The sequence below is a fragment of the Clostridium sp. chh4-2 genome, assembly GCF_002899675.1.
GTDB lineage: Bacteria > Bacillota > Clostridia > Lachnospirales > Lachnospiraceae > CHH4-2.
Genome location: NZ_PKUU01000039.1, coordinates 14,368 through 31,889 on the forward strand (window position 1 = coordinate 14,368; position 17,522 = coordinate 31,889).

At 43.7% G+C, this 17,522-nt stretch carries 17 protein-coding genes and 1 other annotated feature; of the genes, 10 read left to right on the top strand and 7 right to left on the bottom strand.

Features of this window, described 5'->3' with window-relative positions; genetic code table 11:
- Positions 1-163 precede the first annotated feature (163 nt).
- The 5 genes from C0033_RS25860 to C0033_RS25885 all read right to left on the bottom strand — a co-directional run bounded on the left by C0033_RS25860 (position 164) and on the right by C0033_RS25885 (position 3,656).
- Positions 164-889: a Sir2 family NAD-dependent protein deacetylase gene (locus C0033_RS25860; RefSeq protein WP_103230744.1), complete on the bottom strand. Its 726-nt coding sequence runs from the start codon at positions 887-889 to the stop codon at positions 164-166.
- Between the two features lie 120 nt (positions 890-1,009).
- Positions 1,010-1,369, bottom strand: coding sequence for an arsenate reductase family protein (locus C0033_RS25865; protein WP_103230745.1), 360 nt, complete (start codon positions 1,367-1,369; stop codon positions 1,010-1,012).
- Positions 1,370-1,535: 166 nt separating this feature from the next.
- Positions 1,536-2,093, bottom strand: coding sequence for a hypothetical protein (locus C0033_RS25870; protein WP_103230746.1), 558 nt, complete (start codon positions 2,091-2,093; stop codon positions 1,536-1,538).
- Between the two features lie 69 nt (positions 2,094-2,162).
- Positions 2,163-2,684 carry a hypothetical protein gene (locus C0033_RS25875; protein WP_103230747.1) on the bottom strand — a complete coding sequence of 174 codons (522 nt, stop codon included), beginning with the start codon at positions 2,682-2,684 and terminating at the stop codon, positions 2,163-2,165.
- 462 nt (positions 2,685-3,146) lie between these two features.
- Entirely contained in the window at positions 3,147-3,656 is a 510-nt protein-coding gene (locus tag C0033_RS25885; protein WP_103230748.1) for a helix-turn-helix transcriptional regulator, read from the bottom strand.
- A gap of 461 nt (positions 3,657-4,117) precedes the next feature.
- Between C0033_RS25885 and C0033_RS25890 the strand changes: the two genes are divergently transcribed.
- The 4 genes from C0033_RS25890 (at position 4,118) to C0033_RS25905 (ending at position 6,989) form a co-directional block, all read left to right on the top strand.
- A complete protein-coding gene (locus tag C0033_RS25890; RefSeq protein WP_103230749.1) occupies positions 4,118-5,017 on the top strand; it encodes a hypothetical protein in 900 nt (299 codons plus the stop codon).
- A gap of 169 nt (positions 5,018-5,186) precedes the next feature.
- A complete protein-coding gene (locus tag C0033_RS25895; protein WP_103230750.1) occupies positions 5,187-5,717 on the top strand; it encodes a nucleoside recognition domain-containing protein in 531 nt (176 codons plus the stop codon).
- Between the two features lie 204 nt (positions 5,718-5,921).
- Positions 5,922-6,365, top strand: coding sequence for a MarR family transcriptional regulator (locus C0033_RS25900; protein WP_347501227.1), 444 nt, complete (start codon positions 5,922-5,924; stop codon positions 6,363-6,365).
- Between the two features lie 21 nt (positions 6,366-6,386).
- Positions 6,387-6,989 carry a GerMN domain-containing protein gene (locus C0033_RS25905; RefSeq protein ID WP_103230752.1) on the top strand — a complete coding sequence of 201 codons (603 nt, stop codon included), beginning with the start codon at positions 6,387-6,389 and terminating at the stop codon, positions 6,987-6,989.
- Positions 6,990-7,148: 159 nt separating this feature from the next.
- On the opposite strand, the gene C0033_RS25910 is transcribed toward C0033_RS25905, so the two are convergent.
- Positions 7,149-8,990, bottom strand: coding sequence for a DUF885 domain-containing protein (locus tag C0033_RS25910; protein WP_103230759.1), 1,842 nt, complete (start codon positions 8,988-8,990; stop codon positions 7,149-7,151).
- A gap of 228 nt (positions 8,991-9,218) precedes the next feature.
- Positions 9,219-9,465 (top strand) — a binding site (T-box leader).
- A gap of 108 nt (positions 9,466-9,573) precedes the next feature.
- On the opposite strand from C0033_RS25910, the gene metG reads away from it, so the two are divergent.
- The 5 genes from metG to dhaS all read left to right on the top strand — a co-directional run bounded on the left by metG (position 9,574) and on the right by dhaS (position 14,867).
- Positions 9,574-11,553 carry a methionine--tRNA ligase gene (gene metG, locus C0033_RS25915; protein WP_103230753.1) on the top strand — a complete coding sequence of 660 codons (1,980 nt, stop codon included), beginning with the start codon at positions 9,574-9,576 and terminating at the stop codon, positions 11,551-11,553.
- A 152-nt stretch (positions 11,554-11,705) separates the two neighbouring features.
- Positions 11,706-12,473 (top strand): TraX family protein, encoded by a 768-nt coding sequence (locus tag C0033_RS25920; protein ID WP_242984599.1) that lies wholly within the window; start codon positions 11,706-11,708, stop codon positions 12,471-12,473.
- Between the two features lie 78 nt (positions 12,474-12,551).
- Positions 12,552-13,319: a TatD family hydrolase gene (locus tag C0033_RS25925; protein ID WP_103230754.1), complete on the top strand. Its 768-nt coding sequence runs from the start codon at positions 12,552-12,554 to the stop codon at positions 13,317-13,319.
- A gap of 59 nt (positions 13,320-13,378) precedes the next feature.
- Positions 13,379-14,248: a 16S rRNA (adenine(1518)-N(6)/adenine(1519)-N(6))-dimethyltransferase RsmA gene (rsmA, locus tag C0033_RS25930; protein ID WP_103230755.1), complete on the top strand. Its 870-nt coding sequence runs from the start codon at positions 13,379-13,381 to the stop codon at positions 14,246-14,248.
- A gap of 31 nt (positions 14,249-14,279) precedes the next feature.
- Positions 14,280-14,867 (top strand): dihydroxyacetone kinase transcriptional activator DhaS, encoded by a 588-nt coding sequence (gene dhaS, locus C0033_RS25935; RefSeq protein ID WP_103230756.1) that lies wholly within the window; start codon positions 14,280-14,282, stop codon positions 14,865-14,867.
- Here dhaS and C0033_RS25940 read toward each other — a convergent pair.
- A complete protein-coding gene (locus tag C0033_RS25940; RefSeq protein ID WP_103230757.1) occupies positions 14,843-15,094 on the bottom strand; it encodes a hypothetical protein in 252 nt (83 codons plus the stop codon). The genes dhaS and C0033_RS25940 overlap by 25 nt on opposite strands.
- A gap of 209 nt (positions 15,095-15,303) precedes the next feature.
- Between C0033_RS25940 and C0033_RS25945 the strand changes: the two genes are divergently transcribed.
- Complete coding sequence (locus tag C0033_RS25945; RefSeq protein ID WP_103230758.1) at positions 15,304-17,034, top strand: oleate hydratase; 1,731 nt, start codon at positions 15,304-15,306, stop codon at positions 17,032-17,034.
- Positions 17,035-17,522 lie beyond the last annotated feature (488 nt).

Consider the following 17,522-nt stretch of genomic DNA (forward strand, 5'->3'; position numbering starts at 1 on the left):
TTTCAATCGTGAAGGGATTTCTGAAAAAGCCTTGAGGGTTGACAGTAAAAGGTGAAGGGATTTCAATAAAATCGTTTGGCGATTTTGTGAAATCCCTTCACCTTTTACTGTCAACCCCTAAGGCTTTTTCAGAAATCCCTTGAAGTGCGGTGTAAAAAATCCTTCACCCATAAAGCAAAGGCAGCACATCCGCCGGTTTCTCATTAATCACATAATCCGCCCGGCTATCCAGAAAATGTTTCTCTTCATTAATAAGGATCAGATTCTTTCCTTTATAATAAGGAAGGAAATTATCAGCCAGGGGAGAATGAAGATGGCAGCCGAGCACCAGCAAAGTATCGGCTTTCTCTACCTCATCGGCAGCTTTGGCAATGGTTTTGCTGTTCAGCATTTCTCCCATCATACAGACAACCGGACGCACCGGAATCCCGCAAGATTCGCAGAGCGGAATGGGATTGGCGGCTTTCATATAATCGATATCATATTCTTTGCCGCATCTGGGACATCTGTTATGGTAAATGTTTCCGTGCAGCTCGATCACCCGTTTACAGCCGGCCCGTTTTGACAGCCCGAACAGCTCCCGCGTAATTACCGTTTTCAAAATCCCGTCCTTTTCCATCTGTGCCAATGTCTCATGACAGGCGCTTGGAGCGCCTGTGCGGTTCAGAAATTCATTCTGATAAAATTCAAAAAACTGGCGGGGCCTGGTGTTGTAAAAGGAGGCTGAAAATATCTCATCCGGCGTATAGCCGTATTTGAGCTCCAAATCGTACAGTCCGTCCTCCTGCCGGTAATTTAAACATCCGCAGTCCATACTCACCTTCAGCCCTAACAGGCATACGATATTGGATGATCCGGCAATGATATTTCGTATGTGGTCCGCTTGCATAAATATCCTCCTTTGTGTAATGATTATACAAAAAAGGGCGCGGCTAATAAGCCTGCACCCTTTTCCCAATACCTTTCATGCAAAGTATATCACGGTGTGTGAATTTGTCAATTTAAATCGTTAAACTGTTAAAATTTTTTCCCATTCCTCAGGTTTAAAGCCGACTAATACGAAATCGTCGCCGATGATCAGCGGACGTTTTACCAGCATTCCGTCCGTTGAAAGAAGCTGGATCTGGGCGTTAAAATCCATGTCCGGAAGTTTGTCCTTCAATGCCATGGATTTGTATAATAATCCACTGGTGTTAAAGAATTTTTTGGATGGAAGTCCGCTTTTTTTGATCCATTCTTCCAGCTCGGAAGCATTGGGATTCTGATCTTTGATGTGGCGGTCTGTATAGGAAACCTGATGTTCATCCAGCCACTTTTTTGCCTTTTGGCAGGTGGAGCATTTGGGATATTCTAAAAATAATACGTTCATTTTATAACCTCCTGATTCAGCAAATAATATAATCCTTTGATTAGTATATATTGTTTTTTATTGCCTGTATAGCTATTTCAGACGTCATTGGACGGAAAATGCTGCCATTGCAGATGTATTCGGCACGCCGTAAAAAGGGAATTTAGTGCAGAAAAATATCAGTTTATCAATCAGTTAATGAAGCCCCGATAATTACAAAACGCTTCATCCATTTATCATAAATGCTCCAAAAAGCAGTACCCCACCATTCCTTACCATCCTCAAAATAATTTGAGAAATCATCATTCCAACTGTAAATCTCCAGATCGCTTCTGAATGGAACCGGAAAAAGAGAATGATTGATTTTGTGAAAATCTTCTTTGGTATACGGGACGCCATATGGCGGATCAGAAAAAGCCTGCCAGTATGTTATGTGAGAGGGAGTTTGGCGGACTCTAATATTTTCCGATGTTATCCAACTGCTGTTATTATCGCAGAAGAAATCTTCCGTGCTATAGTTTATACAGCGCATTTTTTCTTCATCCACAAAGAATTGAGAGTGAAGAAGAGAATTGCCAACTCTTTCCCTTGTATTGAGTATAGAAATAGCTTCAATAACCGCTTTTTTATGTGATTCTGTACCACAATAGTCCTCGTCAAAAGATAACAGAACATAGTCGAGAAGAAGTTCATCATACTTTTGAGCAAGCGTTGTGTATATCTTATCTTCAAGAAGTTCTTTCATTCGGTCCCCCCATTTTCAATTATAAACTTCCAATTTTCCGCTCTGTTTAACCGTTCCATAAGCAGGAAGTCATTTATATCCCGCATTGCGCAGTATTCGGCGTAATTTTTGATATTCATCCCGGGGAAACGTATTCTTGTATTGGGAATTTTGCCATTTCTCATATCCTTTTCCATAACTGTATTCTTTTATTGCATTACAAACAGACAATGAAAAGGGATAAAGTAAGGTTTTTACTTTAAGGAGCAAATCCGCAGACTCCGATTGCTTTTGCAGGTCATCGCCTTGCAAAGGCAATCCAAAGGAACAGCCTCCTTCATAAATATGTAGGATTAATGTCTGACCGTCTGTCTCAAAATGCCAGATATAGGAATTATTTTCCCCATGCCAGCAAAGCCATCTAGATTGTGTATCCGTTTCCGGCAATAATTCCGTTAAAATACTGAGAAATGTTTTCGACATCTGTAATCCGCCCAAATAAGAATTGACAAGTACAATCTCTCCCTTTTGTGTACTAATCTCAGCAAAGATCCAGCCATATTCAATTTTTCGTATGTTAAATGAAATATCTTCCAAATTACTATCACACATTTAGCACCTCCATAAATGTCAGAGCCTGTTGCACAATTCCACTTTTTGCACAGCACAGCTTCCTGATAAACTGGATATGATTATTCCTTTACTAAGCCATATACAATGCTGTCCGCACATTGGTTACATAAGGGGAGATCAATAATTTCCTGCAAAATATTAGAGATGACTTTTGTTGCAGTATCTATATCTGAATCGTAAATCGTCACTAAAGGTAATAACAAAAGAAGTACCTGTTTGTCATCTGTGAAATTCAACAAATCTTTGAATGGAAAAATTTGTATCTGATAATGACTTCCCGTACAAGCAATTCGGAAAAGATGTTGCCAGGAAACCTATCCAAAAATCTTTGTTGAAAAAACCTATTTCATTTAAAGAAAACATTTTGCTATTCCTCCGTTATATTCCGATTTCTCTTTTATCAAACAAGCCCTGGATTGTACTCCCAAAAGTAGAGCAATTTTATACTTTCTTCCGTGTCAAGAAAATGCCAACGATTGCCCCTATAAGGATAATCGGTGCAAACCTGACAAACAGCCATTCAAATGCGTGAAAAGCTGCTACGAAAACGGCAGTTTCAAGGTCGCTGGAATCCCAACCTAAGTAAGGGCTGTTTAATGCCGCTAAGACCGCAAAAATTATTACTATGACCACACTCACTAAGATAAACAGCCAATGAATCATATTTCTTCTCGTAGTTTTCCTTTGTGCGAGCTGCAAATTTATAATTTCCAGTTTTTCAGAAATCACTTTTAAATCATCAACTTTCGTCTCAATAACAGTTTCTCCAAGCAAAGTGCTTACTGGTGTTTCAAGCGCTTCCGATATGGTGATCAGCATATCAGAGTCAGGAACTGACAATCCTTGCTCCCATTTAGAAATTGTTTGCCGCACCACATTCAGCTTGACAGCGAGTTCCTCTTGCGAAAGTCCTTTTGATTTTCTGATTGCTTTAATGTTTTCGCTTAACATTAGGGATACCCCTCCTTTCTTTTCGGGTTATCACCATTGTATGAGGAAATACCCGTTGCTACAAGCAACGCACATTAACATTCAAGTATTATAGCCGTGGCATGAAGGTTGGTATACGTTGATTAGAGCCACCGGAAGGAAGCGCCGTTAAGGGAAAGGTATCACGCTTTAGACCCGGCAAAGCGGAATTGCGCGATATTCCCACGCAATTTTATTTTGCTCGCTTTCCGTACTCTTTGCCGCCTCCTGTTATTGCGATTATATAAGTAAAAGTCACATTAATTCTATCACGTCCGTCAGTAATTTTCCACTTTATTGCCAGTCGGACATATACAAAACCTTGTGTAATGTACGCCCCTCCGATATAATGTAGGAAGTATGTAAGAAGAACCGGATAAGCCGGAAAATGGCATTTAATTGTTGAAACAAGGCAGCAATAGGCTGGGAATCGGAGGAGATTTATGAAAGTATGGAGAATACATATTAAAAATGATGTTGAAGACGGTTATACCAGAAAAGATTTGCTTGAATTTTGCCTTCAGAATAACCTGATCGGCGTTGGATGGAACGATATTAAAACGAGAGCTGATTCTGTTTCAGAGATTAAAAAAGAAGCTCAAAGCTATTCAAATGCTACGGCCGGATTTAAAGCCGTCAACGCCATGAGACAGATGAACTTAGATGATCTGATTTGGACAAGATTGGAAGGCATTTATTATTTATGCCGTGTTACGGGGGTATGGAAGGACAGCAAGCCGGACAAAACGCATTATTCTCTGGATATATCTAACTATGTAAATGTGGAGTGGCTTAAAATCGGTACGGAAGATTTAGTCCCGGGTAAGGTAGTCAGCAGTTTCCGTCCGGCAGCTTCCGCGCAGTGCATTAACGGAGTTGAAGAAATTACGGCCTACTTATGGAACAAATATAGTAAAACGGACAAATATGAACGAACAAGTGAAAAAATGGACATTTGGAATGTCCTTTCCGCAGAAAGCATAGAAGAATTAGTTCTGCTGTACCTTCAGGTGAAAGAGAAATACTATATTTACTCTACTACGATGAAATTTACAACAAAAGAATATGAATGCGTAATGGTTAATGAGAATGGGACACGGGCATTTCCTCAGGTGAAGAGCGGAGCCGTTTCATTGAGCGCAGACGATTATATGGACGCGGTTAAACTCGACCCTACTGCCCGGATTTTCTTGTTTTCAGTTTCAGAAGATTATAAAAGAAATAATTGCGATAATATCCATTATCTAAAAAAGAAAGATTTGGAAACATTTATTGTAGAATACAGAACAATCCTTCCAAGCTTGACTGAGAGCTGGATAGATCTGTGTAATTTTTTTAATTAAGTTAAAATCCCGTGTCCGCAGATGGCGGACGTTAGTAAGCCGGCGGTTCTGTATCAATAAAACAAATCGGATTTTCACCCAAGGCGGCGTGGAAATTTTTATATAACAGGTTATGGAATATGAAAAGCATTAATATTATGGTAGTAAGATTCTTTTCGAAAGTGATACTATGAAGCTATTAACAGTTCTTTCAGATTTTATTATTCCTATTATAATCTTTTATATAGTAGGATTTGCCGTTTTGATGAAACGTCCGGTTTACGACGATTTCGTGAAAGGCGCGAAAAAAGGCGCAAAGACGGTAGTCGAGATCATGCCTACTCTGGTAGGGCTTATGGTGGCGGTGGGAGTGCTGCGTGCTTCCGGATTTTTAGATGCGGTGGCCGATGTGCTCGGAAAAGTGACGGACCGGTTTGGGTTTCCGTCCCAGCTGCTTCCGGTAGCCATTGTGAAGATGTTTTCTTCCAGCGCGGCCACCGGTCTGGCTCTGGATATTTTTAAGCAGTACGGAACGGATTCCAGTCTTGGTTTAATTACATCTTTGATGCTCAGCTGTACGGAAACCATTTTCTACACTATGAGCGTTTATTTCGTGACGGCTAAAGTGACGAAAACAAGATATACCCTTGCGGGCGCGCTTCTCACCACCATGACGGGGCTGATCGCTAGCGTGGTTTTGGCGGGAATGATGATGGGATAGAGTTGTGGTAACTGTGCAGCAGGTCTGCACAATTGCTGCGCTGATCGTAATAAAACGTGGAAAAGCAGTTGTGAATATTATGTGAAATCGGCATTATTTCCAGGATATGTAAGAATTTCCTAAGTTTTAGGTAGTTGTTTTGAATGCCAAAATAATGTATAATCATTTGGAAGCTTTGATCGAACTAGGATGAAGGGGAAAAAAGTGGATAATTACGAAGCATTCAATGAGTTGTGGGTAAAGCTGTTCCGTGATGTGATGGACATCGAGCAGCAGGCCATTATTACCCAGGAGTTCAAAGATATTACGAATAATGATATGCATGTAATCGATGCCATCGGTATAGATGATCCTAAGAACATGTCTGCCATAGCCAGAGAACTGTCGGTAACCGTGGGCACATTGACCATTGCGATGAACAGTCTGGTGAAAAAAGGCTATGTCATCCGAAGCCGGGGAAATGAGGACCGGCGGGTCGTTTATATCTCTCTTTCTGACAAAGGAAAAGTCGCTTATCAGCATCATAAGGATTTCCATAGAGCGATGATAGGAAGCATTATGGACAGTCTGGATGAGAGTGAGAGAAAAGCTTTATTGAACGCGCTGACGAAATTAGATACTTGGTTTCGCAGCCAACAGAAGAATTAGTCAAGGAGGCATTACACAACGATGAAGAAATTTATGATGTGTTTTGTAGGAGCTGCGCTGATGTTATCATTGGCTGCCTGCACACCAACTACAAAAAAACAAAACACTGCAGGTGATAAGGTGGACATGGGAGAAGTTGAAACCCAAGCTCCGGGAGGAGCGTTTGATAAAGTTCCTGATCCTACGGCGGAATCCGTGGATGTCGTTTCCATTTTTTCGGGCAACGAGGATGCAACCGGTTTGAAAAAAACGATGACTGAGGTGAAGGAATTGGATGCACAGTCATTGGTGGACAAGCTGATCGAGGAAGGCGTTCTGGAAGACGGAACAAAAGTGCTGAGCTTTGAGGTGACCGGCGGCAGCGATGATGCAGAAGCAGGACCTGGTTCAGAGAAGGAAGCGAGCACCGAAGCCAGTGAAAAGATCGGAACCTTAGACCTGTCACAAGTACCTTCTTCCGGTTCGACCGGAGACGATCTGATGCTGGGAGCTGTGGGCAATACATTTATTGAGAATTTTGAGCTGGATAAGCTGAAATTGCTTGTGAACGGTGAGAACTATTCCGGCGGACATTTTGAACATGGTGATGACGATTATCTGGAATATTATTCTATGAAGAAGTAAGATTTACCCAGAACGTGAAGGGATTTCTGAAAAAGCCTTGAGGGTTGATGTAAAAAAGAGCGGCGATAGAGTTAAAAAACTCAATGCCGCTCTTTTTTTACATCAACCCTCAAGGCTTTTTCGGAAATCCCTTCACGCCCCGGATAAATCCCGCCCGGTTTACTGCAAATGATAATTCAACAGCCATTCCTTAAAATAAGTAGTAATCACATTAAACGGCGCAGGCCCGATATCCAGCATAAATTTATTAAATTCCTTCAAATTAAAATCATCCTTCAAAGTCTTCTGAGCCTTATCCCTCATCTGGATAATCTCCAGATATCCCACATAATATTCCAGATAATTGGTAGGATTGGCGATCATGGCATAATACATATTATCCACGATATCAGTTCCTTCAATATTATAATACTGTCCCAGGTATTCAGCCACCTGTTCCTTCGTCCATTTATAATAATTAATATTAATATCCAATAATGCATGAAGTCCCAATGTAGATGAATTATTATAAGCCAGAACTTCGGCCAGCATAGGGTCTAAACCGTTATCCAGCCCATAGCTGTAATTCTCCACATAAGTCGCCCAGCCCTCGCTGTAGCTGGAAAAGCTCATTAAGCTGCGCAGATGGCAGGGGTTCTGGTTGAGGAAATACACATTCTGGTAAAGGTGTCCCGGATACCCTTCATGAGCCAGCACGGTATAGAGATCCTCGCTGCTGTACTTATCATTTCCATTGATGTAGATCACGTTATTTTCAAAATTATCAAGAGGAGGGGTCAGATAAAATGCAGGGCTTAAAGAACCTTCCAACGCTTTCGGCACATATTTCACGGTATATGAGCAAGGCGGCAGATCAGGAAAATCCTTTGGAAGCTGCTTTTGAAGATCCTCCAGAATCTCTTTCGGTTCCGTCTTATTAAAAGAGTAATTGTCCAGCAGATCCAAAACCTGAGGATTATCCCTGATAATCTTTGACATGGACATTAAATCGCTGTCTATCTGATTTTCAATGGCTTTTCTAAGATCATCCACAGTGGTATAGGAAGTGCCTGTATTGGAGGCGATCATATATTTGTAGTAGTCAGATCCCTTTGGAAGACTCCATAATCCGGCTTCCGTAGTTCCCGTTCCCCGTAGTTTTTCCAGTTCCTCCGTCAGCATCTGATAGGCAGGAATGAAGTCCGATTCCAGAATCTGCCGGTTCTTTTCAATATAGGCGGCCTTCTCTTCATCGGTCACCCCTTCCACGGTATCCAGCCTTTCTGCAAATGTTTCCGTCAAAAAACTGTGCTCCGGAGAGAGCAGATATCCCTGACAGGACTCCAAAACCTCATCTAAAATGTAATCGCACATAAAAAGTCCCGCCGCAGACTGTGCCTTTTCAAACTCTATAATCTGGGCATAATATTCGTCAATCTGAGATAAGAGAATCAGATATTCATCGATATCCTTTTTACTGTAAAATGCATATTCAGCCAGCAAAATAGGAAGCTGTGCCTGAACTCCGATAGTGGGCGCTACCGGCTGGTAATAGAGTTCCATTCCCTCGGAACGCACCTCTGTGGACAGAGAACTCTTCAGGATGTCGTAAGTCAGCTTCTGGTCATCCCTTAAAAGATCTTTATTATAACCGTCCAATTGATCCAGGATATCTTTTGTGTCATCCAGATCCTCTTTCATAGCTTCCAGGGTAAAATCCCCGAATCCGGTGCTGTAATCCGTAATCCCTAAGCTGGCCGGATCTGCCACCGTGTAGTGGAGGTTAATCAGGCTTTCTGAGATATTGTCCCGGAAAATATCTTCGGTCAACTGGTCAAATTCTTCCTGAACTTTCAGGGCGTCTTCCTGATAAGTCTCATATTTTTCAGCTTTTTCGGTGGTTTCTGCAGTTGGGTCCGGTTCGTCCGGTGCCTGCGGGCGGGTAATGCAGCCCGATAACAGACAAAGCGTGAGGAGCAGGGCCATCATCATATAGTAAATTCTGCGTTTGCGTGTTTGCATAAATATTCTCCAATCCTCTTTTTTCAGCATTTCATTATCCTATTATAATTTATATTAAAATAGAATACAACACATAACAATTTTTAATCGCGCGGCCCATAATCCATGAAAATAACGCCGGTCCGTCCTTCCGATACCAGCGCCGGAGCCGGAAATGCAACGGTCAAAGGTCCCCTTGACAAAATGATTGGAAACGATTAAACTAAAATTACTTTATAAAAGAATAGAAGAAGCGCTGTGAAAAGAAGAGTAGGCAATGTAGCTATGGACAGAGACTCCCGGGAGCTGAAAAGGGGGAATAGACGAAACTGCCGAACATGGTCTTGGAGCTTCGCGGCTGAGCCGGGAAACCGGGTTAAGCGGCGACGGGAGCACCCGTTATTGTGCCAAACTGCCATATGGCAGTTGCAGAGGAAGATATCGCGAGGTATCCGACAATTAAAGTGGTAACACGGGATTTTATCTCGTCTTTAAAGAAATTTAAAGGCGGGATTTTTTATTTTATAGGAAAGTTCGTCCTATGAAATAAAAAACGCTCTAATACCGGATTTTAACAAAGAGGAAAAACAGGAGGGTACAAAACATGTGCAGAGATTGCAAAAAACCATATTATATCACGACGGCCATCGCATATACGTCGGGAAAGCCTCATATCGGCAACACGTATGAGATCGTGCTGGCAGACAGCATCGCCCGCTATAAAAGAGAGCAGGGATATGAGGTCCGTTTCCAGACCGGTACGGATGAGCATGGCCAGAAAATTGAGTTAAAAGCCGAAGAGGCAGGAATCACACCGAAGGAATTTGTTGATAATGTGGCAGCTCAGATCCGTTCCATCTGGGATTTGATGAACACTTCTTACGATAAATTTATCCGCACCACCGATGAAGAACACGAGGTTCAGGTTCAGAAGATTTTCAAAAAATTATATGACAAAGGCGACATTTACAAAGGATATTATGAAGGGCTTTACTGCACTCCATGCGAATCCTTCTTCACCGAGTCTCAGTTAGTGGATGGAAAATGTCCTGACTGCGGACGTGAAGTTCAGCCCGCCAAAGAAGAAGCGTATTTCTTCAAGATGAGTAAATATGCAGACCGTCTGATCCGGCATATCAACGACCATCCGGAATTTATCCAGCCGGTTTCCAGAAAAAATGAGATGATGAACAACTTCCTGCTTCCGGGACTTCAGGACCTCTGTGTTTCCAGAACCAGCTTCACCTGGGGCATTCCGGTGTCATTTGACCCGAAACACGTGACCTATGTATGGCTGGACGCACTGACCAACTATATCACCGGTCTTGGCTATGACTGCGACGGCAATAACGGGGAATTATTTGAGAAATACTGGCCTGCGGACCTTCATTTGATCGGTAAAGACATTATCCGTTTCCATACGATTTACTGGCCGATTTTCCTGATGGCTTTGGATCTTCCTCTTCCAAAACAGGTATTCGGACATCCGTGGCTCCTTCAGGGCGACGGAAAGATGAGCAAATCCAAAGGAAACGTATTATACGCGGACACTTTGGTGGATTTCTTCGGCGTGGACGCAGTCCGCTATTTTGTGCTTCATGAGATGCCGTTTGACAATGACGGCGTCATCTCCTGGGAGCTGATGGTGGAACGCATGAATTCAGACCTTGCAAATGTGCTGGGCAACCTTGTTAACCGCACCATTTCCATGTCAAATAAGTATTTTGGCGGAGAGGTGCGCAATGGCGGAGTTTCCGATGCAGTAGACGAGGACTTAAAACAGGTTGTTCTGGCGGCTGTTGGGAAAGCGGACGCGAAGATGGACAATCTGCGTGTTGCGGATGCCATTTCAGAGATCTTCAACATTTTCAGAAGAAGCAATAAATACATCGACGAGACAATGCCATGGGCGCTTGCCAAAGATGAAGCGCAGAAAGACCGCCTTGCAACCGTTCTCTACAACCTGGTAGAGGCCATTACCATCGGCGCTTCCCTGCTGGAATCCTTCATGCCGGAAACCTCTGCAAGAATCCTGACCCAGCTGAACGCGCAGAAACGCTCTCTGGAAGAAATGAAAGAATTCGGCCTTTATCCTTCCGGCAGCAAAGTGACGGATAAACCGGAAATCCTGTTTGCCCGTATGGATTTAAAAGAAGTGCTTGAAAAAGTGGAAGCCATGCACGCAGCCGAGGCCGCAGCTGATGCAGAAGATGCGCCGGCAGCCGAAGCGGAAGATGTGATCGATATCGAAGCAAAACCGGAGATCGAATACGAGGATTTCGCAAAACTCCAATTCCAGGTAGGTGAAATCATCGCCTGTGAAGCGGTTGCCAAGTCCAAAAAGCTCCTTTGCTCCCAGGTAAAGATCGGCAGCCAGGTAAAACAGATCGTCAGCGGAATCAAAGCTCATTACTCACCGGAAGAGATGGTGGGCAAAAAGGTTATGGTTGTGGTGAATTTAAAACCTGCAAAGCTGGCCGGAGTGCTGTCTGAGGGAATGCTTCTCTGTGCAGAAGATGCCGACGGCAACCTGTCCCTGATGGTTCCGGAGAAGAAGATGCCTTCAGGCGCAGAGATCTGCTAGAATGAATTTTTCATTCACTCTGGGTATTTGATGCTTTTACTGAGAAATATTTTGTACAAAACAGGGCTGAGAAGGGGATATCCTTCCCAGCCTTTTTGTGATATGCTAGGAAGGAAATAAATAAAACGATATTGATAATCCGGAGGAATTCATTGAATCAGATAGAGATTAGACCAGTACGGAAACGCCGGAGCGGAATAAATGGGAATACCCTGAAACTGCTGGCAATTATACTGATGGTGACCGACCATATCGGCGCAGTCCTGATCGAAGAAGGAATTTTAAATTACTATGGACAAAACATTTTAAATATGCCGATGAGCGAAGCCCAGGCGAACTGGTGGAATGATTTTGACTTTGTGCTCCGCACTCTCGGACGCCCGGCATTTCCAATCTTCTGTTTTTTATTGGTGGAGGGATTTGTTCATACAAGAAATGTGAAAAAATACATTGGCCGGATGGCGGTATTTGCATTTGTTTCCGAAATTCCATTTGACCTGGCATTGTACGGCGTGCCCTTTGATTTTCGCTCTCAGAATGTATATTTTACATTGCTGATCGGGCTTTTAGTGCTGTATGGCATGAGCAAAAATCCGAATAACGGATGGGGGCAGGCGCTTTCCTTTCTTGCCGGATGCGGGGCGGCGTATGTGCTCAGAACCGACTATGAAGTGGTCGGGATTTTGCTGATTACGGCTTTTTACCTTCTTCATGATAATAAAATGCAGAGAACGGTTCTGTGCGGAGGGATTGCGGCGTATGAGAGCTCGGTGTGTTATGGGGCCGGGGCGCTGGCGTTAGTTCCCATCTGGTTTTATAATGGGGAACGGGGGAAACTGAGGCTGAAATATTTGTTTTATTGGTTTTATCCGGTGCATTTGATGATCCTTTATCTGATCAGATTTACATTGGTGACCTAGTCATTTAATGTTAAGGGTGAAGGCATTTTTAAAAATGCCTTCACCCTTAATGTAAAAAAATAGATAAGAGGTGGAACTATGATTTTTGATACACATGCTCATTACGACGATGAAGCGTTTGACGAAGACAGAGACGCCCTTCTAAGCTCCCTGCAAACCCAGGGCATAGAAGCGGTGGTAAATATAGGCGCCAGCATCCAAACCACAAAAAACACGCTGGAATTAATGGAAAAATGGCCTTTCGTCTACGGCGCCGCAGGCGTTCACCCCAGTGAAACCGCCGAACTGGACGACCGGCTTTTAAATTGGCTGAAAACCGTTTCAAAAACTCCAAAAATAGTGGCAATCGGTGAAATCGGGCTGGATTATTACTGGGAAGAGCCGGAACACGGCATTCAAAAGGAATGGTTTGTAAAACAGCTGAATTTGGCAAGAGAGGTAAAACTTCCGGTGGTCATACACAGCCGGGATGCGGCAAAGGATACCCTGGATATCATGAAAGCGGAGCATTCGGAAGAGATAGGGGGCGTCATTCACTGCTTTTCCTATGGAGTGGAGATGGCCCGGGAATACTTAAACATGGGATTTTACCTGGGAATCGGCGGTGTTTTGACGTTTAATAACGCGAAAAAGGTAAAAGAAGTGGTGGAATATATGCCTATGGACCGGATTGTACTGGAGACAGACTGTCCTTATCTGGCGCCTGTGCCCAACCGGGGAAAGAGGAATTCTTCCCTGAATCTGCCTTATGTGGTGGATGCGGTCAGCCGGATCAAGAATATACCTCCGGAAGAAGTGATCGATATCACCAACCGGAATGCCAGGCAGCTTTACAGACTGGTATAAAGATACGGGATCTGTTAGGATAATGATAGAGGAAGAACAGCAAAAGAAAGGATATTTATATGCGCATTAATTTAGGGGACCCTAAAAATACGATTGAAATCATTCAGAAATACCAGTTTGCATTTCAGAAAAAATTCGGGCAGAATTTTTTGATTGACACTCATGTGCTGGACAAAATTATTAAAGCGGCGGGGGTGACAAAGGACGATCTGGTGCTGGAAATCGGGCCGGGAATCGGCACGATGACTCAGTATCTGGCCGACGCAGCCAGGCAGGTGATTGCGGTGGAGATCGATACTAACCTGATACCAATTCTGAATGAAACGCTGAAAGATTATGACAATATAAAAATTATTAACGATGATATTTTAAAAGTGGATATTAATCAGCTGGCACAGGAATATAATCAAGGCAGGCCCATTAAGGTGGTGGCAAACCTTCCTTATTACATCACGACGCCTATTATTATGGGGCTGTTCGAAGGAGGAGTGCCCATTGACAACATCACCGTGATGGTTCAGAAAGAGGTGGCAGACCGTATGCAGGTGGGGCCGGGCTCCAAGGATTACGGCGCTCTGTCCCTGGCGGTTCAATATTATGCCGAGCCTTATATTGTGGCCAATGTACCGCCCAACTGCTTTATGCCAAGGCCCAATGTGGGCTCTGCGGTGATCCGTCTGACAAGGCATGAGAATCCGCCTGTCCAGGTTAAGGATAAGAATCTGATGTTTAAACTGATCCGGGCGTCCTTTAACCAGAGGAGGAAGACCCTTCAGAATGGGTTAAATAATTCGCCGGAGATACAGTATACAAAAGAACAAATTGGTGCTGCCATTGAAAGTCTCGGGGTATCTCCGTCCATCCGGGGCGAAGCGCTGACGCTGGAGCAGTTTGCCCGTTTAGCGGATTATCTTACGGACCACCAATAGGATGTTATCATAATACGACTGGAGGAAATGGATGTCAGAGTCATTAATTACCAAAAAGGCCATTGCCCAGGCGCTGAAAAATCTGTGCCGGGACAAGGCATTTGACAAAATATCAATCGCGGATATTACGACGGCCTGCGGCCTGAACCGACAGACGTTTTACTATCATTTTCAGGACAAATATGAACTGCTCAGCTGGATTTTTTACAATGAGAATTTTTCTAAGATTACGGATGGAATTTCTTTTGAAAACTGGGACGTTAAATTTCTGGAAATGCTTCAGATCATGCAGAATGAGAAAACATTTTATATGAACACGCTGAAAGAACAGGAGCATACATTCGAAAGCTACCTGTTTGAAATGGCCAAAACTCTGTTTTTAGAAGCGATTGAGGCGCTGGACAGGAATAACAAGCTGGAACTGGAAGAAAAGGAGTTCGACGCGGAATTTTATGCTTACGGAATCTGCGGAATCATCATCTCCTGGTCACAAAGGGGCATGAAAATACCTCCGGAAAAGGTGGCATACCGGCTGAAACGGCTGGTGAGAGACAGCGAAAAGGCCGCGTATATGCGCAGCCGGGAACTATTGGATCAAGAATCTTTTTCAGCAAAATAGTGCAGGATCAGGTCGAGACAATCTTCGCGGGAATGGGTCTGAAGCAGATCCAAAAGTTCTTTGTGGCCGGGAAGTCCGGTCTGCTTATCCGGATCAACTTTTGCAAAAAGCTGCAGTATCTCCTCGATGTTCCGGGCAGTGCGTTCCGGTGATTTTTTGTGGTTTTTCAATTGATGGAACAAGGCCGTCTTCAGCATGGAAAGACGGAGATTATTTTCTACTGACATAAGAATCCCCCCTGATTTTTTTATCATAAAAGAATCGGGGGTAAAATACGATAGACAGATCACAGAATCTGTCTGCTTTTTTGACATTCTTTATAGGATGTCGTTTTTTTTGACAAGAGAGACAAGACATTACCGGTGAAGTGTGCTAAAATATAGTGTATAAAACTATGTTAGATAGAGATAATAAACAGGAGAAAGGAATTTATATCATGGGAAAAAATGCAGGAAAATGGTTAAAGGCAGGCGTCATGGCAGCCGGTGCTGGCGTAGTTGGCAAAATGATTTATGATTCGGTAAAGAAGAAACAGGATAAAAATGACTATGAAGAGATAAAAAACGAGGTCGCTAACAGGGATTACAGCGATACTTATGCATATATGGTAGGCGGGGGCCTGGCAACTATGGCAGCTGCGGCATATCTTGTCCGCGACTGCGCTTTTCCGGGCGATCACATCACAATTTATGAAGGCATGCACATTCTGGGCGGCAGCAACGACGGAATCGGAACCCCGGAAAAAGGTTTTGTATGCCGTGGCGGACGTATGCTGAATGAAGAAACCTATGAAAACTTCTGGGATCTGTTCAGGGATATTCCTTCTCTCGATCAGCCGGGACGCAGCGTAACGGAAGAAATTCTCAATTTTGACCACGCTCACCCAACCTGCGCAAAAGCCCGTTTGGTGGACAAAGACGGCAAGATTCAGAATGTGGAGAGCATGGGCTTTAATCAGGAAGAAAGAATGGCCCTTCTGAAATTAATGCGCACGGATGAGAAGAAGCTGGACAACATGACAATTCAGCAGTGGTTTGACGGAATGCCTCATTTCTTCACCACGAATTTTTGGTACATGTGGCAGACTACATTTGCATTCCAGAAATGGAGCAGTTTATATGAATTCCGCCGCTATATGCAGCGTATGATTTTCGAATTCAGCAGAATTGAGACTTTGGAAGGCGTAACCAGAACTCCGTTAAACCAGTATGACAGCGTGATCCGCCCTCTTGAGGAGTTCCTGAGATCGAAGGGAGTTAATTTTGTTCACAACTGTACGGTTACAGACATCGATTTTGAGGATGGCGAAGGCATTACTGCCAAGAAATTATATTTAAATGACAATGGAGAAGAGAAGACGGTTGAACTCAAATCCGGCGATATCTGTATTATGACCAATGCCTGCATGACGGACAGCGCCACATTGGGCGACTACGACACCCCGGCACCGGCGCCGGAACTGCGGCCGATATCAGGCGAGTTATGGACAAAGGTTGCAGCGAAAAAGCCCGGCCTTGGCAATCCGGAGCCATTTTTCACCAAAGAGCATGAGACAAACTGGCTGAGCTTCACCGTAACCTGCAATGGCAATGAAATGTTAAAAGAGATCGAACGCTTCACAGGCAATGTTCCGGGAAGCGGAGCGCTTATGACATTTAAGGATTCCAGCTGGCTGATGAGCAGTGTTGTGGCTGCGCAGCCTCATTTCAGAAATCAGCCGTTGGATCAGACGATATTCTGGGGTTACGGACTGTATACCGACCACATCGGCGATTATGTAAAGAAACCGATGAAGGAATGTACCGGAAAAGAGCTGCTGGTTGAATATCTTCACCATCTGCACCTTTCTGAGGAGCGGATTGAGGAACTGCTCAAGACAGTTGTCAACGTAATTCCATGCTATATGCCATATGTGGACGCTCAGTTTGAACCTCGTAAGATGACCGACCGTCCGGAAGTAATACCGGCAGGCTCCACCAATTTCGCTATGGTGAGCCAGTTTGTTGAGATACCGGAGGATATGGTATTTACTGAGGAATACTCGGTGAGAGCCGCAAGACTTGCAGTTTACGGACTGATGGGCATCGACAGAGATGTGTGCCCGGTTTCTCCGTATGCAAAAGATCCTAAGATACTTTTGAAGGCGGTTGTAAAGGCTTATAAATAAGCTTTTTAATGGCGAGGGGATTCGGGATTTGCCCCTAAGAGATATTATGGCCTGTAAGGGCAGAACGAGGCAGGTAGAAGCTGATATGGAAATCAGTTTCTACCTGCCTCGTTTTATCTTTTACGGGCCTTACTATGATATTAGAATACCTCTAAATGGGTTCCATACCATCTCCTTAGGCTTTTTTCTTCATTAATTCGAATATTTTCATACCGTTCTCTGCCTGTCCCGCTTTCCACTAGATTGATTAAAAACGATATTTCTACATCGACATTTATGTAGAATAACATTTACATAGATCTTCAAGGGATTTTCAGAAAAGCCTTGACGTCTGATGTAAATCTTTTTACCTCTAGCTAGCCAGTCAACAGCCGGAAAGAAGGGGGAACCTGGGCGGGCGGCGGAACTGATGAGGGATAGGGGATCGTTTGCAGACCCTTAGTACCTCTTAGGGTCGAAACTCGAATCCCCTATCCCTCATCAGTTCC